At 71.5% G+C, this 22,875-nt stretch carries 22 protein-coding genes; 3 read left to right on the top strand and 19 right to left on the bottom strand.

Annotated features, from left to right (window positions below; translation table 11 throughout):
• Positions 1–93: 93 nt before the first annotated feature.
• Positions 94–1,404, top strand: a complete 1,311-nt coding sequence (locus ACZ5WK_RS09290; protein ID WP_465546459.1) for an LLM class flavin-dependent oxidoreductase — start codon at positions 94–96, stop codon at positions 1,402–1,404.
• Between the two features lie 104 nt (positions 1,405–1,508).
• Here ACZ5WK_RS09290 and ACZ5WK_RS09285 read toward each other — a convergent pair whose 3' ends face one another.
• Positions 1,509–1,901 carry an SCO5389 family protein gene (locus tag ACZ5WK_RS09285; protein ID WP_329489629.1) on the bottom strand — a complete coding sequence of 131 codons (393 nt, stop codon included), beginning with the start codon at positions 1,899–1,901 and terminating at the stop codon, positions 1,509–1,511.
• A 486-nt stretch (positions 1,902–2,387) separates the two neighbouring features.
• Between ACZ5WK_RS09285 and nucS the strand changes: the two genes are divergently transcribed.
• Complete coding sequence (nucS, locus tag ACZ5WK_RS09280; protein WP_465546457.1) at positions 2,388–3,047, top strand: endonuclease NucS; 660 nt, start codon at positions 2,388–2,390, stop codon at positions 3,045–3,047.
• Between the two features lie 18 nt (positions 3,048–3,065).
• Here the strand turns inward: nucS and ACZ5WK_RS09275 are convergent, their stop codons facing one another.
• The 5 genes from ACZ5WK_RS09275 to ACZ5WK_RS09255 all read right to left on the bottom strand — a co-directional run bounded on the left by ACZ5WK_RS09275 (position 3,066) and on the right by ACZ5WK_RS09255 (position 9,379).
• Positions 3,066–5,471, bottom strand: coding sequence for an ATP-binding protein (locus ACZ5WK_RS09275; protein ID WP_465546455.1), 2,406 nt, complete (start codon positions 5,469–5,471; stop codon positions 3,066–3,068).
• 182 nt (positions 5,472–5,653) lie between these two features.
• A complete protein-coding gene (locus ACZ5WK_RS09270; RefSeq protein ID WP_396320852.1) occupies positions 5,654–5,998 on the bottom strand; it encodes an STAS domain-containing protein in 345 nt (114 codons plus the stop codon).
• Positions 5,999–6,366: 368 nt separating this feature from the next.
• Positions 6,367–7,236, bottom strand: a complete 870-nt coding sequence (locus ACZ5WK_RS09265; protein WP_396320851.1) for a 3-hydroxyacyl-CoA dehydrogenase family protein — start codon at positions 7,234–7,236, stop codon at positions 6,367–6,369.
• 284 nt (positions 7,237–7,520) lie between these two features.
• A complete protein-coding gene (locus ACZ5WK_RS09260) occupies positions 7,521–8,171 on the bottom strand; it encodes a response regulator (protein WP_465546452.1) in 651 nt (216 codons plus the stop codon).
• Complete coding sequence (locus ACZ5WK_RS09255; RefSeq protein ID WP_465546450.1) at positions 8,168–9,379, bottom strand: sensor histidine kinase; 1,212 nt, start codon at positions 9,377–9,379, stop codon at positions 8,168–8,170. Before ACZ5WK_RS09255 ends, ACZ5WK_RS09260 begins: the two co-directional genes overlap by 4 nt.
• Positions 9,380–9,536: 157 nt before the next feature.
• On the opposite strand from ACZ5WK_RS09255, the gene ACZ5WK_RS09250 reads away from it, so the two are divergent.
• Positions 9,537–10,127, top strand: a complete 591-nt coding sequence (locus tag ACZ5WK_RS09250; RefSeq protein WP_465546448.1) for a hypothetical protein — start codon at positions 9,537–9,539, stop codon at positions 10,125–10,127.
• Between the two features lie 31 nt (positions 10,128–10,158).
• Here the strand turns inward: ACZ5WK_RS09250 and ACZ5WK_RS09245 are convergent, their stop codons facing one another.
• The 13 genes from ACZ5WK_RS09245 to ACZ5WK_RS09185 all read right to left on the bottom strand — a co-directional run bounded on the left by ACZ5WK_RS09245 (position 10,159) and on the right by ACZ5WK_RS09185 (position 22,604).
• On the bottom strand, positions 10,159–10,731 hold the full coding sequence (locus tag ACZ5WK_RS09245; RefSeq protein ID WP_465546447.1) for a cob(I)yrinic acid a,c-diamide adenosyltransferase: 573 nt from the start codon (positions 10,729–10,731) through the stop codon (positions 10,159–10,161).
• A gap of 174 nt (positions 10,732–10,905) precedes the next feature.
• Positions 10,906–11,406 carry a DUF2550 domain-containing protein gene (locus ACZ5WK_RS09240; protein WP_396320845.1) on the bottom strand — a complete coding sequence of 167 codons (501 nt, stop codon included), beginning with the start codon at positions 11,404–11,406 and terminating at the stop codon, positions 10,906–10,908.
• Positions 11,407–11,551: 145 nt separating this feature from the next.
• Positions 11,552–11,935 (bottom strand): F0F1 ATP synthase subunit epsilon, encoded by a 384-nt coding sequence (locus ACZ5WK_RS09235; protein WP_148642910.1) that lies wholly within the window; start codon positions 11,933–11,935, stop codon positions 11,552–11,554.
• Positions 11,936–12,119: 184 nt separating this feature from the next.
• Entirely contained in the window at positions 12,120–13,565 is a 1,446-nt protein-coding gene (gene atpD / locus ACZ5WK_RS09230; protein ID WP_465546444.1) for a F0F1 ATP synthase subunit beta, read from the bottom strand.
• Positions 13,566–13,567: 2 nt separating this feature from the next.
• A complete protein-coding gene (locus ACZ5WK_RS09225; protein WP_396320843.1) occupies positions 13,568–14,482 on the bottom strand; it encodes a F0F1 ATP synthase subunit gamma in 915 nt (304 codons plus the stop codon).
• Positions 14,483–14,514: 32 nt separating this feature from the next.
• Positions 14,515–16,089: a F0F1 ATP synthase subunit alpha gene (gene atpA / locus ACZ5WK_RS09220; protein ID WP_465546442.1), complete on the bottom strand. Its 1,575-nt coding sequence runs from the start codon at positions 16,087–16,089 to the stop codon at positions 14,515–14,517.
• A 151-nt stretch (positions 16,090–16,240) separates the two neighbouring features.
• On the bottom strand, positions 16,241–17,056 hold the full coding sequence (locus tag ACZ5WK_RS09215; protein ID WP_465546440.1) for a F0F1 ATP synthase subunit delta: 816 nt from the start codon (positions 17,054–17,056) through the stop codon (positions 16,241–16,243).
• Positions 17,053–17,613: a F0F1 ATP synthase subunit B gene (locus ACZ5WK_RS09210; protein WP_396320838.1), complete on the bottom strand. Its 561-nt coding sequence runs from the start codon at positions 17,611–17,613 to the stop codon at positions 17,053–17,055. Before ACZ5WK_RS09210 ends, ACZ5WK_RS09215 begins: the two co-directional genes overlap by 4 nt.
• A 34-nt stretch (positions 17,614–17,647) precedes the next feature.
• Positions 17,648–17,890 carry an ATP synthase F0 subunit C gene (gene atpE / locus ACZ5WK_RS09205; RefSeq protein ID WP_030302757.1) on the bottom strand — a complete coding sequence of 81 codons (243 nt, stop codon included), beginning with the start codon at positions 17,888–17,890 and terminating at the stop codon, positions 17,648–17,650.
• Positions 17,891–17,979: 89 nt separating this feature from the next.
• Positions 17,980–18,795: a F0F1 ATP synthase subunit A gene (gene atpB / locus ACZ5WK_RS09200; RefSeq protein WP_396320837.1), complete on the bottom strand. Its 816-nt coding sequence runs from the start codon at positions 18,793–18,795 to the stop codon at positions 17,980–17,982.
• A gap of 285 nt (positions 18,796–19,080) precedes the next feature.
• On the bottom strand, positions 19,081–19,524 hold the full coding sequence (locus ACZ5WK_RS09195) for a hypothetical protein (protein ID WP_465546438.1): 444 nt from the start codon (positions 19,522–19,524) through the stop codon (positions 19,081–19,083).
• A 286-nt stretch (positions 19,525–19,810) separates the two neighbouring features.
• The gene (locus tag ACZ5WK_RS09190; RefSeq protein WP_465546437.1) at positions 19,811–21,163 is read right to left on the bottom strand and encodes an MraY family glycosyltransferase; all 1,353 of its coding nucleotides are present in this window, start codon (positions 21,161–21,163) and stop codon (positions 19,811–19,813) included.
• A gap of 160 nt (positions 21,164–21,323) precedes the next feature.
• Complete coding sequence (locus tag ACZ5WK_RS09185) at positions 21,324–22,604, bottom strand: serine hydroxymethyltransferase (protein ID WP_465546435.1); 1,281 nt, start codon at positions 22,602–22,604, stop codon at positions 21,324–21,326.
• Positions 22,605–22,875 lie beyond the last annotated feature (271 nt).

The following is a 22,875-nucleotide window of genomic DNA, read 5'->3' as shown; positions in this document are numbered from 1 at the left end:
GTGGTTCGGCGTGCCATTGGCACATGACATCGGTTACTCACAAGGGGACAGGCGGGGCCCGCAGACCCTGCGCGCACCCGAGGAGGCCCAAGGATGACCAAGACCAGCGCCCGAGCCGAGACCCGCCGGCCCGCCGGAGTCCGGTCCCCGGCAGCCGGCCAGGTGCTGGCGGCCGCCGCCCCGGTGACCGCCGCCCCCGGCACGCCGCTGCCCGCGCCGCAGCGCTCCGGCGCACTCCCGCCGGAGACCGCGCCGGTCCGGGTCGGCGCCTTCCTGCTCTCGGCGCAGTTCCCCGGGCAGACCCACGGCGAGGCCCTGGACCGGACCGTCCGGGCCGCCGTCGAGGCCGAACGGGCGGGCCTGGACAGCGTCTGGCTGGCCGAGCACCACTTCGTCCCGTACGGGGTCTGCCCGAACGCCGCCACCCTCGCCGCGATGCTGCTCGGCCGCACCCGCCGGATCGGCGTCGGCACGGCGGTCAGCGTGCTCTCCACCGCCCACCCGGTGGCCCTCGGCGAGCAGGCCGCGATGCTGCACCTCATCTCGGGCGGGCGGTTCACGCTCGGGGTCGGCCGCGGCGGTCCCTGGATCGACCTGGACGTGTTCGGCAGCGGCGTGGACGCCTTCGAACAGGGCTTCCCCGAGCGGCTCGACCTGCTGCTGCGCTGGCTGCGCGGCTCCCGGGTCGGCGCGGACGGGCCGCAGTTCACCTTCCCCGAGGTGGCCGTGGTGCCGCGCGCGAGCGAGCCGCCGCGCACACCCGACCTCGGCACCTGGCTCGGCCTCGGCGACCAGTCCGGGCTGCTGCACTTCCCCCGTCAGCGCAAGGACGCCGACGGCGCCGGCGAGGAACTCACCACCGCGGGGCGCCCGGCGGCCGGACCGCCGGTGGTGGTCGCCTGCACCTCGCCCGGCGGGGTACGGCTGGCCGCCGAACGCGGCCTTCCGATGCTGCTCGGGATGCACTCCGGCGACGAGGACAAGCTGCAGATGCTGGAGCTGTACCGGACGGCCTGGCTGGCCGCCGGGCGCGGCGAGGAGCAGCTGCGCCGGGTGACCCGCCAGCACGTCGCGGCCGGCGTGGCCCAGGTCGACGACCGCACCTCGGCCGCCCGGGCCACCCTGCTGCGGGCGATGCCCGGCTGGTTCGAGTACGGGCTCGGCGCGCACCGCACGGTGGACGGCCGGGAGCGCAAGATGCGCGACCCGCACCAGTACACCGAACTCCTCTGCGACCTGCACGCGGTGGGCACGCCGAAGCAGTGCGCCGACCGGCTGCTGGCCACCGCCGAGCGCACCGGCATCCGCCGCTTCGCGCTGCTCGCCGAGGGCAGCGGCGACCGCGAGGCCACCCTGCACAACATCGCCCGGCTCGGCTCCGAGGTGCTGCCACAGCTGGGCTGAGGAGCCCAACGGGCCGGCGGACGGCCCGGGCCGCCCCTCCCCCTCGGCGGGGGCGGAGCGGCCCGGTGGCATGCCGGCGCCGGGGCCGTGCGTCCGACGACCGGTCAGCAGTCCCGGAGTTCCTCGGACTGGTTGAGCAGCTGCTCCCGGACGGACGTGAAACGATCGAACCGCGCCTCGTTGGAGTCCGACGGCAGGAACACCGCCACCCGGTGACAGTTCTGGAAGGCCAGCCGGACACCGAAGTGGCGCTGCAGCGCACCCCGGATGGCGTCGCTGGCGAGGGCCCGGAGGAGCTGGCCACGGGCCTGCTCGCTGGGCGGCGGTACGTGGTTGTCGGCGAAGTCGGTGCCGTCGACCTTCGCCTGGGCGACCAGCGAACTGATCAGCTCCCAGGCGTACGGCAGGGAGACGCGGACGCAGTCGACGAATTCCCGCTCGTCGACCTCGCCCCGCTCGGCCTTCTCGAGCAGGGCCGGTGAGACGTCGAGCGACATGGATTCTCCTCTCGCGGTCCACCCGCGCGGCGCCCGGGTGGTGATGCGTAGTCCAAGCTGAGGGTGAGGGTGGGCGAATCGCGCGTGATGTCCGGAACGCCGTCGGACGGCTGTTTCCGGCACCGTGCGGAGGCGTCGGCGCCGAGGACGTGTCGAGGGACTTGTCGGGGGCGCCGGCCGCCCAGAACAGCGTGGCAGTCAACGGAGGGCCAGGCCGGTAATTCCTTCGGATTGCTCCGGAAATACGCCTTGCTGCACCAGATTGGCCGGATCACGTCGGATCGTTCATCTGAAGTCTCCATCCCCGTTGACAGCGCTCCTGCGAGCACCCCGTCACACACCGTAGCGGCCCGAGGGAATGGGCGCCAGGGTGCCGACAGGCGTTCGCCGGATCGCCGAACCTCCATGTTCGCGGGGTTCGCGGATTCTTCACCCGGTCGTCGCGGAATCGCATCAACTGGCCCCAGTGGGCTAGCGTGGTCGACCGTGCGTCTCGTAATTGCCCGCTGCTCAGTCGACTATGCCGGTCGGCTCTCCGCCCATCTGCCCTCCGCCACCAGGCTCATCCTGGTCAAGGCCGACGGCAGCGTCAGCATCCACGCCGACGACCGCGCCTACAAGCCGCTCAACTGGATGTCCCCGCCGTGCGTCCTCAGGGAGGCCGACGGGGTCTGGACAGTGGAGAACAAGGCCGGCGAGAAGCTCATCATCACACTGGAGGAGGTTCTGCACGACTCGTCCCACGAGCTCGGGGTCGACCCGGGCCTGATCAAGGACGGCGTCGAGGCACACCTCCAGGAGCTGCTGGCGGACCGGATGGAGGTGCTCGGCACCGGCTGGTCCCTGATCCGCCGCGAGTACCCGACCGCGATCGGCCCGGTCGACATCCTCTGCCGCGACTCCGACGGCGCGACGGTCGCCGTCGAGATCAAGCGCCGCGGCGAGATCGACGGCGTCGAACAGCTCACCCGCTACCTGGAGCTGCTCAACCGGGACCCGCTGCTCGCCCCGGTCAAGGGCATCTTCGCCGCGCAGGAGATCAAGCCCCAGGCCCGCGTCCTGGCCACCGACCGCGGTATCGGCTGCGTGGTGCTGGACTACGACGCGCTGCGCGGCATCGACGACGACAAGCTGAAGCTGTTCTGACCCGGACTCCCTGACCCGTCAGGACGAGGACGGAGCCGCCGTCGGGCTCACCGAGCCCGACGGCGTCGTGCTCGGTGAGGCGCTGGTGGTCGGCGGAGTCGAGCTGGGCGTGGTGGTGGTCGGCGGCGAGCTGGTGCCCCCACCGGACGGGCCGCCCGCCGCGCCCCCGTTCGCGCCGCCCGAGCCCGAGCCGGAACCCGCGCCGCCGGCCGAACCGCCGGGCGGCGGCGGGTTCCCGCCCGCACCGCCGGCGCCCGCGCCACCGCCCGCTCCACCCGCGCCGCCCGCTCCACCCGCGCCGCCCGCCGGGGGCTGCGACTGACCCGGGGCCGGGGACTGCGAGGCGGACTCGCCGGCGCTCGGCGACCTGCTCGGCTTCTTCGACGCGGACGGCGAGTGCGACGCCCCGCTGCTGCTCGCCGCCGGCTCCGGGCCGCTCTCCTCCACCGCCGGGGAGCCGCCCGGGCTCTCCGAGCCGCCGGAGGCCGTCGCGCCGGGGCTGAGGCTCGGCCGGGGCGTCGTCCCGCCTGCGGGCAGGCCGGTGCCGTCGTCGGTCCTGCTGTGCGGGTCGGTGCCCCGGTGCTCCTCCGGGCCGGTGACGCTCATCGCAACCGCCGTGCCGAGCACGCCGAGCGCGAGCACCGCCGCCGAGGCCGCGATCGCCGTGCGGCGGGTACGGCCGGCCGTACCGGGGGTCGTCTTGAACCGCCACGGCACCTGCGCGATCGCCCGGATGACGGGCCGTCGCGCGGGCACCGGGCCGCCCTGGGCGGCGGCGGGCAGCTCCCGGCCGTCGGCGCGCAGCAGGTCGAGCATCCGGCGGGCGCCGGCGGCCCCGCGCGGCTCGCCGAGCGCGGCTCGCAGCGTGAGCGCGGACTCCAGTTCGGCGGCCGCCCGGCCGGGCTCCCGGACGCAGATCGCGTAGACGCCCAACTCGTGGTGGAACCAGGCCTCGTCGGCCCGGGAGCCGGTCTGCCGGGCGGCCTCCAGGCCGAGCATCAGGGCACGCTCCCAGGCCCCCCAGCGCAGTGCCAGCGCCAGCGCGGAGGCGGCGGCCCGGGCCAGCCGGACGACGGCGGCGTGCCGGCCGGCGGTGCGGTCGGCCAGCAGGACCCCGATCACCACCTCGGCCTCGGCCGCGATCTGCTCGGTGGAGACCGAGCTGTGCCCGACCCACCAGGCGAAGTGCTGGGCGGCGCCGTCGATGCTGCCGCGGGCCGGCCAGTGCGGCGCGAGGAGTTCGAGCGCGCCCGCGGTGAGCCGGTGGTGACCGCCGATGGACACCGCGAGCCCGGCGTCGGCGAGTTCGTGCAGGGCGCTCTCTCCCTGGCCGACGTCGATCAGCGCCGGCAGGTGCGGGGCGGTCGGGCATTCCCCGCCGAGCGCCACGGAGAGCCGCAGCACGGCCTGGGCGGGCTCGGAGAGGCCCTCGGCGAGCCGGACGGCGGGCGAGGCGCTCTCGGCGACGGACGGCAGCGGGACGGTCCTGCGCAGCGCGCCCTCACGGACCGCCGGATCGGGGTCGTGGACGGGCTCCTGGACCACGCCGAAGACGTCGAGGCGGTCCTCCTCGGCGGCCACCAGCGCGTCCACCGCGACGTCCCGCTGCCGCAGCAGCGCGGCGGCCTGGACGAAGCGCAGCGGCAGCCCCTCGGACTCGAACCAGAGGTCGACGGCCCACGCCTTCTCGGCCACGTCGAGCGGGCGGCCGGCCAGCCGGGCGGCGAGCGCGAGGCAGGCGGGGCGGGAGAGACCGGCGACGAGGTGGTCCCGGAGCCGGGAGTCGGCGGGCAGCGGCGGGCTGTCGGGGGCGACGGAGACCAGGAAGGCGCAGTCGGAGGCGGCGGCGAGCAGCTGTTCCAGCTCGGGGCCGGCCTGCTCGACCTCGTCGATCACGACGATCGCGCCGACCCGGCCGAGGTGTTCGGCGAGCTGTCCGGGGTCGGGGCGGAAACCGGGGGCCTGGTGGGTGGCGGCGAAGAGGTCCTGGAGGAGGTCGGCGGCGGTGCGGCGGTGGCCGCAGAGCTGGACGACACCGCCGGGTGCGAGGCCGCCGGCCGCTTCGGCGACGGCCGACAGCAGGGCGCTGCGTCCGGAGCCGGCCTGGCCGACCAGGCGTATCGAACGGCCCTCGGCGAGCAGGCCCAGCAGCTGGGCGATGTCGGCCTCGCGGTCGAGCAGCGGGAGGTCGGCGGGCCCGGCGCCGAGGGCGAGCGGTCCGACCGCACGGCCGGGGCCGCCGACCGGGCCGCGGGCCGGTTCGGTGCGCTCGATCCGGCGGGGGCGGGGGCGCCACTCCTCGGGGCAGGGGCGTACCTCGGAGCCGTCCGGGGTGCCGACGGTCACCAGCAGGCCACCGGAGACCAGTTCACCGCCCCGGGTGCGTACGGCCTCCTGCCGGAACTCACCGGATGGCTGTCCCACGATCTGCTCCGCCCCTGTCGACCGACGACTTCGCACGGCCGTCTCCGGGCTGAGGGGTACCACCCGGCCGGAGGCTGGGAGGAGCCGGACCTCGGCCCGGCGGCCGTGTTCTGACGGCAGACTCTTGCACACCCGCCGCCGCGCGCGAAGCGCGGACCCACCCTGAACCGGGGAGCGGCGGCCTACAGCACCGGGCCGAGCACGGGCAGGGTGGCGCCACGGGGCTCGGCGACCACGCCCTCGACGGCGAGGATGCGGTGCAGCCGGGTGGCCACCAGCAGCCGCTGGAGCTGGGCCGGGACGGAGCGCAGCACCAGCCGGCGGCCGATCCGGCCGGCCCGCCGGTGGGTGCCCATGATCACGCCGAGGCCGGTGGCGTCCCAGAACTCCAGCCGGGCGAGGTCGAGGACGAGGTCGCCCAGCCCGCCGTCGACGGCCTGGTGCAGCCGGACCCGCGCGTCGGCGGCGGTGCGCACGTCGAGGCGGCCTTCGATGGCCAGCGCGGCGTGGTCGCCCTGGATGCGCATGGTCTCCTCCTCCGCCTGGCGGGTCACTGGTACGGGTCGTCCCACCCCGGCCGCGCCGGGCCCGGGAGCAGGTGTCCATCCGGGCGGGCCTGAGGCCCCGCGCCCGGACCCGGCCGCGGCCATCGGCGCGGGCCGGGCTCCCCCTCATCTGACGGTGAACCAGGTCCGCAGGTTGCTGGTTCCGGCCAGATCTGAAGCAACTTCACTCGTCCGAGGGAATATACGCAGGAACTCTCCACACCTACGCTCGATTACCGCCCAAATCACCCGTCTGCGGCACCCGGCGTGAGGAAACTCACCCGCCCACGGGCAGACGGGCCGTACGATGCTCCGACCGTACGGCCCGCCTGGTCACGCGCCTTGGTGGGTCACTTGCCCGGGTACGGGTAGAAGCCCCGGCCGCTCTTGCGGCCCAGGTCGCCGGCGGTGACCATGCGCGCCATGATCTCCGGCGCGGCGAACTTCTCGTCCTGGGTCTCGGCGTAGATGTTCCGGGCGGCGTGCAGCAGGATGTCGACGCCGGTCAGGTCGGCGGTCTCCAGCGGGCCCATCGGGTGGCCGAAACCCAGCCGGCAGGCGGTGTCGATGTCCTCGGCGGTGGCGACACCCGACTCGTAGAGCTTGGCGGCCTCGACAACCAGCGCGGTGATCAGGCGGGTCGTGACGAAGCCGGCCACGTCGCGGTTGACGACGACGACGTCCTTGCCGACGCCCTCGGCGAAGGCGCGGGCGGTGGCCAGCGTCTCGTCGCTGGTCTTGTAGCCGCGGACCAGCTCGACCAGCTTCATCAGCGGCACCGGCGAGAAGAAGTGCACGCCGACGACCGACTCGGGGCGCCCGGTGGCGGCCGCGATCCGGGTGATCGGGATCGCGGAGGTGTTGGAGGCCAGCACCGCGCCGTCCTTGGCGATCTTGTCGAGCTCCCGGAAGACGCCTTCCTTGACGTCCAGCTGCTCGAAGACCGCCTCGACCACGATGTCGGCCTCGGCGACCGCGCCCAGGTCGGTGGTGGTGGTGATCCGGCCGAGCGCCGCCTCGGCGTCCTCGGCGGTCAGCCGGCCCTTGGAGACGAACTTGTCGTACGAGGCGCGGATGCCCGCGAGCCCGCGCTGCAGCGCCTCCTCGGTGACGTCCCGCAGCACCACCGGGTGGCCGGCCTGGGCGGAGACCTGGGCGATGCCGGCCCCCATGAGGCCGGCGCCGATCACGGCGATCTGCTGGCTGGACGCATTGCTCATGGCTTGGTCTCCCGGATGCCGTCGCCGCCCTGCGGGCGGGCCCTGAAGGCGGCTCAGGGCAGGGATCACCCGCAAGAGCCGCATCGCTCTGTTGTCCCGCCTCGCTGTCGCTCGGCGGTCGCCCGAGCGAAGCGCGCACCTCTTTCGGCTCACTTGCTTCGCTCACTACGCGCGGGACTCTAATACCCTTCACGCGCCCGTGGTGGCATCCGAGAGTGTGATCTGCGACAGACCCGGCCGGACGGGCCGGCCGGACCGATCTGCCGGACCGATCTGCCGGGCGCTCAGATGCCCAGGCCGAGGTCCTGGGCCAGGATCGCCGCCTGCACCCGGCTGCGCAGCCGCAGCTTGGCCAGGATCCGGCTGACGTGCGTCTTGGTGGTCGCCTCCGCCATCTCCAGCCGCCCGGCGATCTCCCCGTTGGAGAGCCCGGCACCGAGGCAGGCCAGCACCTCCCGCTCACGCGGCGTGAGCCCGGCCACCGCCTCCCGGACGTCCGGCCCGACGGCCCGGTCCGGGCGGGCGAAGGAGCCGATCAGCCGCCTGGTCACCGAGGGCGCCAGCATGCCGTCCCCGCGCGCCACCGTGCGGATGCCCTCGACCAGGGTGTCCGCCTCCAGGTCCTTCAGCAGGAACCCGGCCGCGCCGGCCCGCAGCGCGCCGTAGACGTACTCGTCCAGGTCGAACGTGGTCAGCACCAGTACCTGGGCGGCCCCGGCGGCCACCACCTGGCGGGTCGCCGAGACGCCGTCCAGCCGGGGCATCTGCACGTCCATCAGGACGACGTCGGGCCGCAGCTCCAGCGCGAGCCGGACGGCCTCCTCGCCGTCCGCGGCCTGCCCGACCACCTCGATGTCCGGCTCGGCCCGCAGGATCATCACCAGCGCGGCGCGGACCGCCGCCTGGTCCTCCGCCACCAGCACCCGGATCGTCATGCCCGCCCCTCTCCGCCCTCGGTCACCAGCGCCCGCGGCAGCACCGCGCGTACGCTCCAGAAATCCCCCTCGGGCCCGGCCGTGAACCTGCCGCCGAGCAGTCCGGCCCGCTCCCGCATGCCCACCATGCCCGCCCGGGCACCGGGCAGCTCCCGGCCGGCGCCGCTGCGGAACGGGCTGTCCACCGCGATCCGCAGCTCCTCCGGCCGGTACTCCAGCAGCACCCGGACGTGCCCCGGCCCGGCGTGCTTGAGCGCGTTGGTCAGCGACTCCTGGACGATCCGGTACGCCGCCAGGTTGACCGGCACCGGCAGCTCCCCGCGGTCGCCGTGCTCGGTGAGCTCGAAGTCCAGACCGACGTCCTGCCCGGCCGCCCGGGCCTTGGCCAGCAGCGCGTCGACGGCCTCCAGGTCGGGCGCGGCGTACGACGCGTCGGCCTCTCCCCCGCCACTGTCCCGCAGCAGGCCGATCATGCGGCGCATTTCGGCCAGTCCCTGGACGCTGTTCTCCCGGATCACCGCCAGCACCTCCACCAACGGGTCGTCCTCGGGCCGCCGCTGGCGGCGGGCCACCGACTGGGCCCCGGTGGCGTGGATCGCGATGGCCGACAGGTGGTTGGCCACCACATCGTGCAACTCCCTTGCCATCCGCGCCCGTTCGGCGACTACGGCCTCGCGCCGGTCCAGCTCGGAGAGCAGCGCGGTCTGTTCGGCCCGCAGCCGCTGGGTCTCCGCCTCCTGCCGGTGCTTGCGCACGATGTCGCCGGTCCAGACCGGCGCCAGGTAGACCAGCGTGGTCAGCACCACGACGGCCACCGCGGTCGGGGCGTCGCTGTAGATCAGCACCAGCGTCGAGAGCCCCAGCACCGAGGCCGCACCGGTCAGGTGCAGCACCCGTGACATCTTCGGGTTGCCGTAGAGCACCGCGGCGTACAGCAGGTCGGTGTACATCAGGGTGGTCGCCAGGAGCGCCCCGGTGAAGATGCTGACCGCGAAGACGATCCCGCCGGCCGTCGCGATGAGGACCGGCCGGGTGCGCCGGAACGACTCCAGCGAGGCCATCAGCAGCAGCGGCGGGACGACCATCCAGCGGGGGATGTGCTCGGAGCCGTCGTAGACCCCGATGGCGATCAGGAACAGGCCCCCGAGCAGCCCGAAGAGCGCGATCGCCCGGTCTTGCTGCCGCGGGGTGAGGTTGGGTCTGCGCACGGCCCCATCAGATCATCTCCGGCCGGGTGGGCGGCTCCGGTGCGGGGAGGAGCCGCCGTACATCGAAAGGTGCAGACCGGGCTCGGCTCCGGCGACGACGACACGCGCACCCGCGTCGGAAAGGCTGGCAGCGTCACCGAGAGCCGCGGAGCCCACCATGATCGTCACCCTCATCCTCGCCGCCGAGGCCGCCTTCTGGATCCTCCTCGGGCTCGGCCTGGCCACCCGCTACCTCCTGCGGTGGCGCAGGACGAGCACCGTGCTGCTGGTCGGCCTGCCGGTGGTGGACCTCACGCTGTTCGTCCTCACCGTCCTCGACCTGCGCGGCGGCGCCGCCGCGAGCTGGACGCACGCGCTGGCCGCGGGCTACGCGGGCTTCTCCATCGGGTACGGGCCCTCGCTGGTCCGCTGGGCCGACCGGCACTTCCAGCACCGCTTCGCCGGCGGCCCCAAGCCGAAGCCCTCCCCCAAGTACGGCCCCGAGCGGACCCGCCACGAGTGGCAGATCTGCGGCCGCACCGTGGTCTCGGCCGCCATCACGCTGGGCCTGATCACCGCCCTGGTGCCGCTCTCCGCCGGTGCCGCGCACTTCTCCGTCTTCATCGGCTGGTACATCCGGCTTGGCCTGGCCGCCGTGATCAACGTGATCGTGGCCGCCTGCTACTCGCGGTGGCCCAAGGAGGCCCCGGCCGACGCGATCGTCGAGGACGGCCACGTGGTCGGCTGGAAGATCCCGCAGCAGCAGTAGACCCCGGCAGAGGTAACCCCCGCAGGGGAGATCAGCGGTTCTCGCCCGGTACCCAGAGCACGTCGCCCTGCTCCTTGTTGGCCGTCCGGGCCAGGATGAACAGCAGGTCGGAGAGCCGGTTGAGGTACTTGGCGGTCAGCGGGTTGACGCTCTCCCCGTGCTCCTCGATGGCGGCCCAGGTGGCCCGCTCGGCCCGGCGCACCACCGTGCAGGCCAGGTGCAGGTAGGCGGCGCCCGCGGTTCCCCCGGGGAGGATGAAGCTGCGCAGCTTCTCCAACGACTCCAGGTAGTGGTCGCAGTCCTCCTCCAGCTTGTCGATGTAGGACTGCAGCACCCGCAGCGGCGGGTACTTCGGGTCCTCCACCACCGGGGTGGCGAGGTCGGCGCCGACGTCGAAGAGGTCGTTCTGCACCCGGGTGAGGACGGCGGCGACGTCCTCCGTCAGCCCGCCGGCGGCGATCGCCACGCCGATCGCGGCGTTCGCCTCGTTGGTGTCGGCGTACGCGACCAGGCGCGGATCGGTCTTGGTGGTACGGCTCATGTCACCGAGCGCGGTGGTGCCGTCGTCGCCGGTACGGGTGTAGATGCGCGTCAGATTGACCATGGGGCCAAGAGTAGCCAAGCGGTTAGGCGGCGTTAACCCTCCCCCAGCCTCCGGCCGGGAGGTACCCCCACCCCAGCCTCCGGCCGGGAGGTACCCCCACCCCAGCCTCCGGCCGGGAGGTACCCCCACCCCAGCCTCCGGCCGGGAGGTACCCCCACCCCGAGGGTCTCGTCGCTACGCGACGTTCACCCTCTGCCCGGGGGGTGCGGCCTCGAGCCAGGCGAGGAAGCCGGTGAGCGCGTCCTCGCTCATCGCCAGCTCCAGCGGGGCGCCGTTGTGCAGGCACCGCAGCACGACCGAGCCGGAGAGCAGCGCCAGCTCCTCCTGGCCCTCGGGGTAGCGCCGGCCGAGCACCTCGATCTCCCGGCGGGGCAGCACCTTGCGCGGGCGAGGGGCGTACGAGAAGACCCGGAACCACTCGATCGAGTCACCGCTGTAGCGGCCGATACCAAAAACCCACCCCTTGCCGTCGGTCTGGGGGACCGGGGCCGAGGTGGGTTTGCCGTTCTCGTCGAGGTCGGGCTGCGTCGAGGCGTCGGCGGGCATTTTGAGCCGGTAGCTGCAGTCGAACGTGCCGCCGACCCGCTGGATCACCCGGCGTCGTACCGCGAACGCGACCAGGCCGATCACACCCGAGGCCACGACCGCCGCGCACACCACAAGGGCGAGGACCATGCTCACCTACCTCCTCGCTACCCGCGTTCCCCGTGTCGGTCGTATCAGGCGACCGCGTTGACCTACCAACTGAGACGACAGTCCCGGGGTCACGCTCACGCGTCCCCGGGACCGTCGGTCGACCCCGCTAGAGGGTCTGGCGCACTCAGGCGTGGGCCTTGAGACCGCGCGCCGCGAACAGACGCACCTCGGCGCGTCGCTCGGCGTGCTCGTCCAGGTCCGACTGCGCCTTCTCCAGTGCACGCTCGGCACGTGCGACGTCGATCTCGTCCGCCAGCTCGGCGATCTCCGCGAGCAGAGACAGCTTGTTGTCGGCGAAGGAGATGAAGCCTCCGTGCACAGCGGCGATCACGGTGCCGCCGTCCACCGTGCGGATGGTGACCGGACCGGTCTCCAGCACGCTCAGCACCGGGGTGTGGCCCGGCATGATGCCGGTGTCACCGGAGGCCGTACGGGCGACGACGATGGTGGCCGCACCGGACCACACCTTGCGGTCGGCTGCGACCAGCTCGACGTGCAGCTCAGCCAACGTGGGCTCCTAGGCTCATGCAACCCCCGATTACTCGGGAGTTTCGGTAAGAATAACGGGCCCGCGCCCCCGGCATGAAACCGGCGGCACGGATTTGACCGGAATCACAGCCGATGCGACGCGAGGGGTGGGTCCCAGGGCTGGGGCCCACCCCTCACGGTCACTCAGCTGCTACCGGCCGCGATTACTTCTTCGCCAGCTCGGCGGCGTTCTTCTCGAGGTCCTCGATGCCACCGCACATGAAGAAGGCCTGCTCCGGAACGGCGTCGTACTTGCCGTCCGCGATCGAGTTGAAGGCCTCGATCGTCTCGGACAGCGGCACGGTCGAACCCTCGACACCGGTGAACTGCTTCGCCACGTAGGTGTTCTGCGAGAGGAAGCGCTCGATGCGACGGGCACGGTGGACCGTGACCTTGTCCTCCTCGGACAGCTCGTCGATACCGAGGATCGCGATGATGTCCTGGAGGTCCTTGTACTTCTGCAGGATCCCCTTGATACGGATGGCCGTGTCGTAGTGGGTCTGCGCGATGTACCGCGGGTCGAGGATGCGGGACGTGGAGTCCAGCGGGTCGACGGCCGGGTAGATGCCCTTCTCCGAGATCGGGCGCGACAGAACGGTCGTCGCGTCCAGGTGGGCGAAGGTGGTGGCCGGGGCCGGGTCGGTCAGGTCGTCCGCGGGGACGTAGATCGCCTGCATCGAGGTGATCGAGTGACCGCGGGTCGAGGTGATGCGCTCCTGCAGGAGGCCCATCTCGTCGGCCAGGTTCGGCTGGTAACCCACCGCGGAGGGCATACGGCCGAGCAGGGTCGACACCTCGGAACCGGCCTGGGTGAACCGGAAGATGTTGTCGATGAAGAGGAGCACGTCCTGCTTCTCGACGTCACGGAAGTACTCCGCCATGGTCAGCGCGGAGAGCGCGACGCGCAGACGGGTGCCCGGCGGCTCGTCCATCTGGCCGAAGACCAGCGCGGTCTTGTCCAGAACGCCCGAGTCGACCATCTCGTCGATGAGGTCGTTGCCCTCACGGGTGCGCTCGCCGACGCCGGCGAACACCGACACACCACCGAAGTTCTCGGCGACGCGGTAGATCATCTCCTGGATCAGAACGGTCTTGCCGACACCGGCACCACCGAACAGACCGATCTTGCCACCCGTGACATACGGGGTGAGCAGGTCGATGACCTTGATGCCGGTCTCGAACATCTCGGTCTTGGACTCGAGGTCCTTGAACTCCGGGGCCTTGCGGTGGATCGGCCACCGGACCTTGACCTGCGACTCGAACTCGTCCTTGTCGACGTTCAGCACGTCACCGAGGGCGTTGAAGACCTTGCCCTTGGTGATCTGGCCGACCGGGACGGAGATGGCCGCGCCGGTGTCGCTGACCTGCGTGCCACGGACCAGGCCGTCGGTCGGCTGCATCGAGATGCCGCGGACCATGCCGTCGCCGAGGTGCTGGGCGACCTCGAGGGTCAGGGTCTTCTTGCCCGAGCCGTCGGGGTTTTCCACCTCGACGTGCAGGGCGTTGTACATGTCCGGAATCGCGTCGACGGGGAACTCCACGTCGACGACCGGGCCGATGACCCGCGCGACGCGGCCCGTCGCCGTGGTCGGCTCAACAGTGGTGGTCATTCTCATTCGCTCCCGCGGCTAGCGTCGGCGAGGGCGTTGGCACCGCCGACGATCTCGCTGATTTCCTGGGTGATCTCGGCCTGACGGGCCGAGTTGGCAAGCCGCGTGAGCGACTTGATGAGCTCGCCGGCATTGTCCGTCGCGCTCTTCATCGCACGCCGACGAGCGGCGTGCTCGGAGGCGGCCGACTGCAGCATCGCGTTGTAGATCCGGCTCTCGACGTACCGCGGCAGCAGCGCGTCGAGGACGCCCTCCGCCGACGGCTCGAAGTCGTACAGCGGGAAGATCTCCGCCTTGGCCGGCGTCTGGTCGCTGAGCTGGACCTCGTCCAGCTTCAGCGGCAGCAGCCGGGCGTCCACCGCGTTCTGCGTCAGCATCGACACGAACTCGGTCGAGACGAGGTGGAGCTCGTCCACGCCGCCCGTCTCGGCCGTGAAGGCCTCGATCAGGTCGGCCGCCACGGCCTTGGCGTCGCCGTAGGTCGGCTTGTCCGAGAATCCCGTCCACGAGCCCGCGACCGAGAAGTCGCGGAAGCCGTAGTACGAGACGCCCTTGCGGCCGACGATGTACGTCACCACGTCCTTGCCCTCGCCGCGGAGCCGCTCGGAGAGCGTGAGCGCCGCCTTGATGGCGTTGGTCGAGTAACCGCCCGCCAGACCGCGGTCCGCCGTGATCAGCAGGACGGCGGCCCGGGTGGCGTCCGGGTTCTCGGTGGTGAGCGGGTGCTTGGCGTTGGACCGGGTGGCCACCGCCGTCACCGCCCGGGTGAGCTCATCGGCGTACGGAGTGGAGGCGGCCACCGCGCGCTGCGCCTTGACGATGCGCGACGCGGAGATCATCTCCATCGCCTTGGTGATCTTCTTCGTCGCGGTGACAGAGCGGATCCGGCGCTTGTAGACCCGAAGCTGTGCTCCCATGGGTCGTTACGTCCTTTCCCTCGCTACCGGACTCAGGCCTGCTCGCCGAGCAGCTTGCCGTCGGCGGTGGTGAAGCCCTGCTTGAAGGCGTCGATCGCGGTGGTCAGCGCGTCGACGGTGCCGTCGGCGAGCAGACCGGTCTCGACGATGCCGGCCAGCAGGTCCTTGTGCTGCAGGCGCACGTGGTCCAGGAACTCACGCTCGAAGCGGCGGATGTCCGCCACCGGGACGTCGTCCAGCTTGCCGGTGGTGCCGGCCCAGATGGAGACGACCTGCTCCTCGACCGGGAACGGCTGGTACTGGCCCTGCTTCAGCAGCTCGACCATGCGCGCACCGCGCTCCAGCTGGGCCTTGGAGGCCGCGTCCAGGTCGGAACCGAAGGCGGCGAACGCCTCCAGCTCACGGTACTGGGCGAGGTCCAGGCGCAGACGGCCGGCGACCGAGCGCATGGCCTTGATCTGGGCGGAGCCACCGACGCGGGAGACCGAGATACCGACGTTCACGGCCGGGCGGATGCCGGCGTTGAACAGGTCGGACTCCAGGAAGCACTGGCCGTCGGTGATGGAGATGACGTTGGTCGGGATGTACGCCGAGACGTCGTTGGCCTTGGTCTCGATGATCGGCAGACCGGTCATCGAGCCGCCGCCCAGGGCGTCGTTCAGCTTGGCGCAGCGCTCCAGCAGACGGGAGTGCAGGTAGAACACGTCACCCGGGTAGGCCTCGCGGCCCGGCGGGCGACGCAGCAGCAGGGAGACGGAGCGGTAGGCCTCGGCCTGCTTCGACAGGTCGTCGAAGATGATCAGGACGTGCTTGCCTTCGTACATCCACTCCTGGCCGATGGCCGAGCCGGTGTACGGGGCGAGGTACTTGAAGCCGGCCGGGTCGGAGGCGGGAGCAGCCACGATGGTGGTGTACTCCAGCGCGCCGGCCTCCTCCAGGGCGCCACGGACGGACGCGATGGTGGAGCCCTTCTGGCCCACGGCGACGTAGATGCAGCGGACCTGCTTCTCCGGGTCGCCCGAGCGCCAGTTGTCACGCTGGTTGATGATCGTGTCGACGGCCACCGCGGTCTTGCCGGTCTGGCGGTCACCGATGATCAGCTGGCGCTGGCCGCGGCCGATCGGGGTCATCGCGTCGATGGCCTTGATGCCGGTCTGCAGCGGCTGCTTGACCGACTTGCGGGCCATGACGCCGGGGGCCTGCAGCTCCAGGGCGCGGCGGCCGGTGGAGGCGATGTCGCCCAGACCGTCGATCGGGTTGCCCAGCGGGTCCACGACGCGGCCGAGGTAGCCGTCGCCGACCGGCACGGAGAGGACCTCGCCGGTGCGGCGCACCGTCTGGCCCTCCTCGATGCCGCTGAACTCACCGAGGATGACGACACCGATCTCGCGGGTGTCGAGGTTCAGCGCGAGGCCGAGCGTGCCGTCCTCGAACTTCAGCAGCTCGTTCGCCATGACCGAGGGCAGGCCCTCGACATGCGCGATACCGTCCGCCGCGTCAGTGACCGTGCCGACCTCTTCACGCGAGGCGGCGTCCGGCTGGTACGACTGGACAAAGTCGGCCAGCGCGTCCCGGATTTCCTCCGGACGGATCGTAAGCTCCGCCATCAGGCTTCCCTGCTCTCCTAGTTTGCGATCCTCGGCCCGCCATTGAGGGCCGCAAGTATTCGACTCTCGGCCGGGTCTCTCGAACCGGCCGTACGATTTGCCGGCTCCGGTGGAGCCGGTTCCCGACCGAGGGTCGGATGTGCTTCGGTACTCAGCCTTCGAGCGACTGGCGAGCGCCTTCGAGGCGGCTCGACACGGTGCCGTCGATGATCTCGTCGCCGATCTGGACCCGGACACCGCCGACGACCTCGGGGTCGACGTCGATGTTCAGGTGCACCTGGCGGCCGTAGAGCCGGCCCAGGGCGCCCGACAGGCGCTCCTTCTGGCCGTCCGACAGCGGCACCGCGGTGGTGACCAGGGCCACCACGCGCCCGCGCCGGGCGGCGGCGAGCTTCGAGTAGGACTCGAGGCCCTGCTCAAGGCTACGGCCACGCGGAGCGTTCACCAGGGCGGTGACCAGCCGGACGGTGCCGGCGTTGGCGCGGCCGCCGAGCAGCTTCTTGATCAGCGCCGCCTTGGGGGCGGCACCGGCCTTCGGCTCGGTCAGCGCGGAGCGCAGCTCGTTCGAGCCGCTCACCACCCGGCCGAACCGGAACAGCTCGTCCTCGACGTCGTCCAGGACACCGGCCTTCTCGGCCGCGATGACCTCGGCGTACGCGGCCAGCTCCTCGACGGCGTCGACCAGGTCACGCGCACCCGACCAGCGGGAGCGGACCAGGCCGGAGACCAGGTCGAGGGTCTCGCCGGAGACCTGACCGGTCAGCAGCGAGGAGACCAGCTGGGCCTTGTCCTGGCCCGACCGGGACGGGTCGGTCAGGACGCGGCGCAGCGACACCTCACGGTCCAGGAGGACCGTGACGGCGGTGAGCTCCTCGGCGAGCTTGGCCGCATCCACCGAGGTGGAGTCGGTCAGGCCTTCGAGGTTCTGCCGCCCGGCGGCGAGGGCCTCGCGGCTTGCGCCGATCACTTGGCCGCACCCTGAGCAACGGCGGCCTTGGCCTCCAGCTCGTCCAGGAAGCGGTCGATGACGCCGCTCTGCCGCGCGTGGTCCTCGAGGGACTCACCCACGATGCGGGAGGCCAGCTGCGAAGCGAGCGAACCCACGTCCTGGCGCAGGGCGGCGGTCGCCTGCTTCTTGTCGGCCTCGATCTGCGCGTGGCCGGCGGCGACGATGGCCTCGCGCTGACGCTGGCCCTCCTCGCGCATCTCGGTGAGCTGGGCAGCGCCCTGCTCGCGAGCCTGCTCGACGATGCGGGCAGCCTCGTGACGCGCCTCGGCGAGCTCGGCGCGGTACTGCTCAAGCAGGGCCTGAGCCTCGGCCTGAGCGGCCTCGGCCCGCTCCATTCCGCCCTCGATGGCGTCCCGGCGCTCCGACAGCACCTTCTCGATGCTGGGGAGGAGCTTCTTGCCGAGCAGGCCGAAGACGATGAAGAAGCAGAGCAGGCCGATGATGATCTCGGGCCACGCGGGCAGGAGAGGATTCATGATCTCCTCCGTCTCCGCAAGCTGAGCCACGACGCTCATATCTGGACCTTCCTCGAAGGGTCTACGGCGGGGATTACTTGGGGCCCTGGCCGAAGACGAACGGCATGACGATGCCGATGAGGGCGAGCGCCTCGGTCAGCGCGAAGCCGATGAACATGTTGGAGCGGATGAGGCCGGCGGCCTCGGGCTGGCGGGCCATGGCCTGCACGCCGTTACCGAAGATGAGACCGACACCGATGCCGGGGCCGATCGCGGCGAGGCCGTAACCGATCGAAGCGACGGAACCGTAGACGCCGACCTCAGCGAGCATGCTCATTGCAGTGTGTCCTTTGCGGGGATGGTGTACCGGTGGTGATTGGCCACCGGGCGTTCCGGGAGTGGTTCAGGAGGGCCGTGGCCCCTGGCTCAGTGCGCCTCTTCGAGGGCACCGGCGATGTAGCTGCTGGCCAGCATCACGAAGATGTAGGCCTGCAGGAACTGGACCAGCAGCTCGAAGGCGGTCAGGCCGACGGCGACGATGAACGAGGCCGAGCCGTAGAGCGCGCCCAGGGTCGGGCTGAGCAGGTACCAGGAGGCGATGGAGAACATCACGATCAGCAGGTGGCCGGCGAACATGTTCGCGAAGGCTCGGACCGCGAGCGTGAACGGGCGCACGAAGATGTTCGAGAAGAACTCGATCGGCACCAGGATGAACATGACCCAGCCGGGAATGCCCGAAGGCCAGCAGAGGTTCTTCAGACCGCCGACGAAGCCGTGCTTCTTGAAGGTCAGCGTCATGTAGGTGACCCAGACGACGGCCGCGAGGCCGGCCGGGAACGCGATCGCTGCCGTCACCGGGAACTGGGCGAACGGGATGACCGACATGATGTTCATCAACCAGACGAAGAAGAACATCGAGACGAGCATCGGGACGTACTTCTCGCCCTTCTTGCCGATCGTCTCCAGCACGATGGAGCGCTTGACGAAGTCGTAGCCGATCTCACCGACCAGCTGCAGCTTGCCCGGGACGAGGCGCGGCTTGGCGAACGAGGCCCAGAAGAAGACGACCACCAGGAAGGCGACGATCATCGACAGCAGCATCGGCTTGTTGAAGTCGACGCTGCCGATCGAGAAGATCGGCTCGAACTGGAACTCGTTCAGGCCCGGGGCCGGGAAGCCGCAGCCAGCGTCCCCGAAGTGGCAACTGCCTGAGGCGAGGAACGTGAGCTGATCAGCACTCACCACGGACTCCTTCGTCGTGACGCATGGTTACGGCAACCTCGGTGTGTCGGCGTGGCCTGCGGCCACGGTGCGGCACTGGAACTTGATGGGTTTCTCGCGGAGCCCGCTCGGCAGGTAGCTGCGCCACAGCGGGACCATCGAAGACTGCACGGGTCCGGGGGGCGATCCGTCCATCGATCGGACAGACCTGGCCGCTTCCCGTACTCCGTTGTTGCGACGGACGATAGCAGCCCGTCAGGACCGCATAAACACCGCCCCCCTCGTTGGGGGGACAGTCGGGCCTCGTCACTGTTGACGCCCCGAGTCGGAAGGCTTGTCGGCCTTGTTTTCGGAGGCGTCGGTGTCGACGTAGAAGGTCTTGGCCTTGAGTGCGCCGCGCACCTGGAAGCCCGTCCAGATCAGGGCGCAGCCCAGCAGCGTGAAGGCGAACGCCTGCCGGCTGAAGAGCTCGGTGTTCTTGAAGACCGCGAGGACGATACCGACCAGCAGGATCTGAGTGGTGTAGACCAGGAGTCCGGCAGCCATCATGATGTGCGGGTTCGACCTGGTCAGCCGGTCGAGTGCGACCTGGCCGAAGCTGAAGAAGGCCATCACCAGCAGCGTTCCGAACAGGGCGCCGAGCGCTCCCTTGCCGCCCGCGACGGCATAGGAGATCACCATGGCGATGACTCCGGCGACCGCAGTGGGGATCGCGGCGCCGCGGAGGATCCGCGCGTCGTTGGACGGCATGTCGGCAGCTCCGGCGGCATGTCGATGTGGCGGGGGGACGGGCACAGAACGTGGTGGGTGGCACCGACCGAGGAATCGCCGCAGGCCTTGCCGCTCCGCGGCGGGCCCATCGAGGGAGACCGACCAGGGACGGAAGTCCTCCACCTGTCAGGTCTTTCGGCGTGTTCTCGGTACTCGTGAACGGTATCACAAACTATTTGATGAGAGCTTTACCATGAATGTGTGGTACCTGTCACACCGATGGCCCAACAGTGCCGCCGTGCGGGTGAACCATCTTGACGATACGTCAGTTCACCTGACGGCCACGGTTCGTACCGTTGCCGTTCCCGTTGCCGCCGACGGCGGACGAGCCCTTGGGCAGTTCGCCGAGCAGTTCCTTGTCCTTGGCGGACAGCTCGGCCATCGGCGCCGAGGTCGGGGCGGGCGGCACGGCGTCGCTCCCGACGGCCGCCGCGGCACTGGGGGCCGGGCTGCGGCGCCGGTAGCGCGGCGGGACGAAGCCCTGCACCGCGCGCGGGGCCCGCGGGCGGAACCGCGGGGTGAGCAGCACGACCAGGCCGACCAGGCAGAGCCCGGCCAGCGTCAGCACGACCGTGCGGCCGGTGTTGGTGACCGAGAAGGCGACGGTGCCGAAGGCGATCAGCGCGGCCCAGAAGTACATGATCAGGACGGCCCGGCTGTGCGAGTGGCCGACCTGGAGCAGCCGGTGGTGCAGGTGCCGCTTGTCGGCGGCGAACGGCGACTGCCCGGCCCAGGTGCGGCGGACCACGGCGAGCAGCAGGTCGGCGAGCGGCAGCGCGATGACGGTCAGCGGCAGCAGCAGCGGGATGTAGATCGGCACCAAGGCGTGCACGGTGGCGGTCTGCGAACCGGTCTCGCTGGTGATGAGGTCGGGGTCGACGCGGCCGGTGATGGAGATCGCGGCGACGGCCAGCATCAGGCCGAGCATCATCGAGCCGGAGTCGCCCATGAAGATCCGGGCCGGGTGCAGGTTGTGCACCAGGAAGCCCAGGCACATGCCGATCAGCAGCACGCTGAACAGCACGGCGGGGGCGGCGTCCGAGATCGTGTAGCCGTACCAGAGCCGGTACGAGTACAGGAAGAAGGCCATCGCGGCGATGCAGACCATGCCGCCGGCCAGGCCGTCCAGGCCGTCGATGAAGTTCACCGCGTTGACCATGACGACGACCAGGGTGACCGAGATGACCATGCCCTGGGTGGGGCTGACCGCGACCGCGCCGACGCCGGGCACCGGCAGGGTGATCACGGTGACCCCCTGCCAGACCATCACGCCGGCGGCGATCATCTGGCCGCCCAGCTTGACCAGGGCGTCCACGCCCCACTTGTCGTCGAGCACGCCGAGCAGCCACATGATCCCGGCGCCGGAGAGCAGCGCGCGGATGTCGGTGCCCTGGGAGAAGACCTTGGAGAGGTTGTCCAGCTGCGAGGCGACCAGGATGCCCGCGCAGAGTCCGCCGAACATGGCGATGCCGCCCAGCCTCGGCGTGGGCTCGCGGTGCACGTCACGGGCGCGGACCGGCGGCATCGCGCCGGCCGCGATCGCGAACTTCCGGACCGGGCCGGTCAGCAGGTAGGTGACGGCCGCGGTGCAGAACAGCACCAGCAGATACTCACGCACCACTGGCCTCCTGCGTCACTGTCCGACGGGTCGGTACCGAAGGTACTCCCGTGCCTGTCCGGGTATCGAGGTGCGTCGCCACGGCACACACCTTATTGAGTCGGACGCCCGGGACGTGCATCGCGGTTCGCCCTACCGGGTAGGTGACCGCGATACCCGCTCACCGGCGGTCGGCGAAGGCCCCCGCGAGCTCCCGGACCCGGGCACCGATCCGTACGTCCGTGCCCTCGGAGAGCAGCCGTCCGATCAGGCCGGCGATCTCGGCCAGCTCCGCCTCGCCCATGCCCTGCGTGGTGACGGTCCCGGTACCGAGCCGGATCCCGGACGCCTCGGCGGGCGGCGCCGGGTCGTACGGCAGGGCGCACTTGCCGAGCATCAGTCCGGCGACGGCGCAGCGGCGCTCGGCCTCGGCGCCGCTGACCCCGAGCGGGCCGACGTCGGCGGTGACCAGGTGGGTGTCGGTGCCGCCGGTCAGTGGGCGCATTCCGGCCGCCGCGAGCCCCGCGGCCAGGACGCGCGCCCCCGCGACGGTGCGGTGGGCGTACGCGCGGTACCCGGGGGTGGCCGCCTCGGCGAACGCGACGGCCTTGCCGGCCACCTCGTTCATCGCCGCGCCGCCCTGGCTGAACGGGAAGACCGCCCGGTCGATCCGCTCGGCCAGAGCGGCGGTGGAGAGCAGCAGGCCGCCGCGCGGACCGCGGAGCAGCTTGTGGGTGGCGGCCACGGTGACGTCCGCGTACGGCACCGGGGAGGGCGCCACACCCGCCGCGACCAGGCCGGTGGTCTGCGCGGCGGAGGCGATCAGATAGGCGTCCACCTCGTCGGCGATCTCCCGGAAGGCGGCCCAGTCCGGGTGCCGCGGGTAGGAGATGGAGCCGGCCACGATGGCCTTCGGGCGGTGCTTGCGCGCGAGCTCACGGACCTCGTCGAGGTCGATCAGACCGTCCTCCCGGCGCACCCCGTAGCCGACGAAGTCGAACCAGCGGCCGGAGAAGTTGGCGCGCGAGCCGCAGCTGAGGTGGCCGCCGTGCTCCAGCGACATCGCCAGCACCACGTCACCCGGCCGCAGCAGTGCCGCGTACGTCGCCAGCATCGCCGAAGTGGCCGACCGGGGCTGGACGTTGGCGTGCGGGGCGGCGAAGAGTCCGCGGGCCCGGTCGATCGCCAGCAGCTCGGCGGCGTCCGCCAGCGTGCAGCCCGTGTGGTGGCGCCGGCCGGGGTAGCCCTCGGCGTACTTGTCGATCAGCGGGCCGGTGAGGGCGGCCAGCACGGCGGGGCTGGTGAGGTTCTCCCCCGCCAGCAGCTGGACGCTCTCGGCCCGCCGCTCGGCCTCGGCGGCCAGCAGGTCGGCCAGCTGCGGGTCGGCACGGCGCAGCGCCTCGGACGCCCACCGCCGCCCCGTCGTCTCGGAGGTTCCGGTCGCGGCATCGGTGACGGTCATGGCGGAGCTCCCGGGGCGCATCGGGTGGATTTCTCCAGCGTAGGTCCGGGGATCGCGGCCGTCCTGCCGACGCGGGGCCGGTGCACCCGGCCGGGCGGCAGGAGGGCGCGCCGGTGCCGAAAGCGAGGAACGAGGAGACCCGAGGCACGAGGGGCATCCGAGCGACGACCGTCGGCACCGGGACCAGCGCCCGGAGCCGCCCATCAGGCACAGCGGCAGGAGGGCGCGCCGGTGCCGAAAGCGAGGAACGAGGAGACCCGAGGCACGAGGG

Source organism: Kitasatospora sp. NPDC032757 (genome assembly GCF_055579305.1).
This window is presented reverse-complemented; position numbering and strand designations above follow the sequence as displayed.

What these genes read in the sequence shown, in the direction of transcription:
- ACZ5WK_RS09290 (WP_465546459.1), top strand. Translation starts at nt 94, where the DNA reads ATGACCAAGACCAGCGCCCGAGCCGAGACCCGCCGGCCCGCCGGAGTC.
- ACZ5WK_RS09285 (WP_329489629.1), bottom strand. Translation starts at nt 1,901, where the DNA reads ATGTCGCTCGACGTCTCACCGGCCCTGCTCGAGAAGGCCGAGCGGGGC.
- ACZ5WK_RS09270 (WP_396320852.1), bottom strand. Translation starts at nt 5,998, where the DNA reads ATGCGCATCCAGGGCGACCACGCCGCGCTGGCCATCGAAGGCCGCCTC.
- ACZ5WK_RS09265 (WP_396320851.1), bottom strand. Translation starts at nt 7,236, where the DNA reads ATGAGCAATGCGTCCAGCCAGCAGATCGCCGTGATCGGCGCCGGCCTC.
- ACZ5WK_RS09260 (WP_465546452.1), bottom strand. Translation starts at nt 8,171, where the DNA reads ATGACGATCCGGGTGCTGGTGGCGGAGGACCAGGCGGCGGTCCGCGCC.
- ACZ5WK_RS09250 (WP_465546448.1), top strand. Translation starts at nt 9,537, where the DNA reads ATGATCGTCACCCTCATCCTCGCCGCCGAGGCCGCCTTCTGGATCCTC.
- ACZ5WK_RS09245 (WP_465546447.1), bottom strand. Translation starts at nt 10,731, where the DNA reads ATGGTCAATCTGACGCGCATCTACACCCGTACCGGCGACGACGGCACC.
- ACZ5WK_RS09240 (WP_396320845.1), bottom strand. Translation starts at nt 11,406, where the DNA reads ATGGTCCTCGCCCTTGTGGTGTGCGCGGCGGTCGTGGCCTCGGGTGTG.
- atpD (WP_465546444.1), bottom strand. Translation starts at nt 13,565, where the DNA reads ATGACCACCACTGTTGAGCCGACCACGGCGACGGGCCGCGTCGCGCGG.
- ACZ5WK_RS09225 (WP_396320843.1), bottom strand. Translation starts at nt 14,482, where the DNA reads ATGGGAGCACAGCTTCGGGTCTACAAGCGCCGGATCCGCTCTGTCACC.
- atpA (WP_465546442.1), bottom strand. Translation starts at nt 16,089, where the DNA reads ATGGCGGAGCTTACGATCCGTCCGGAGGAAATCCGGGACGCGCTGGCC.
- ACZ5WK_RS09210 (WP_396320838.1), bottom strand. Translation starts at nt 17,613, where the DNA reads ATGAGCGTCGTGGCTCAGCTTGCGGAGACGGAGGAGATCATGAATCCT.
- atpE (WP_030302757.1), bottom strand. Translation starts at nt 17,890, where the DNA reads ATGAGCATGCTCGCTGAGGTCGGCGTCTACGGTTCCGTCGCTTCGATC.
- ACZ5WK_RS09195 (WP_465546438.1), bottom strand. Translation starts at nt 19,524, where the DNA reads ATGCCGTCCAACGACGCGCGGATCCTCCGCGGCGCCGCGATCCCCACT.
- ACZ5WK_RS09185 (WP_465546435.1), bottom strand. Translation starts at nt 22,604, where the DNA reads ATGACCGTCACCGATGCCGCGACCGGAACCTCCGAGACGACGGGGCGG.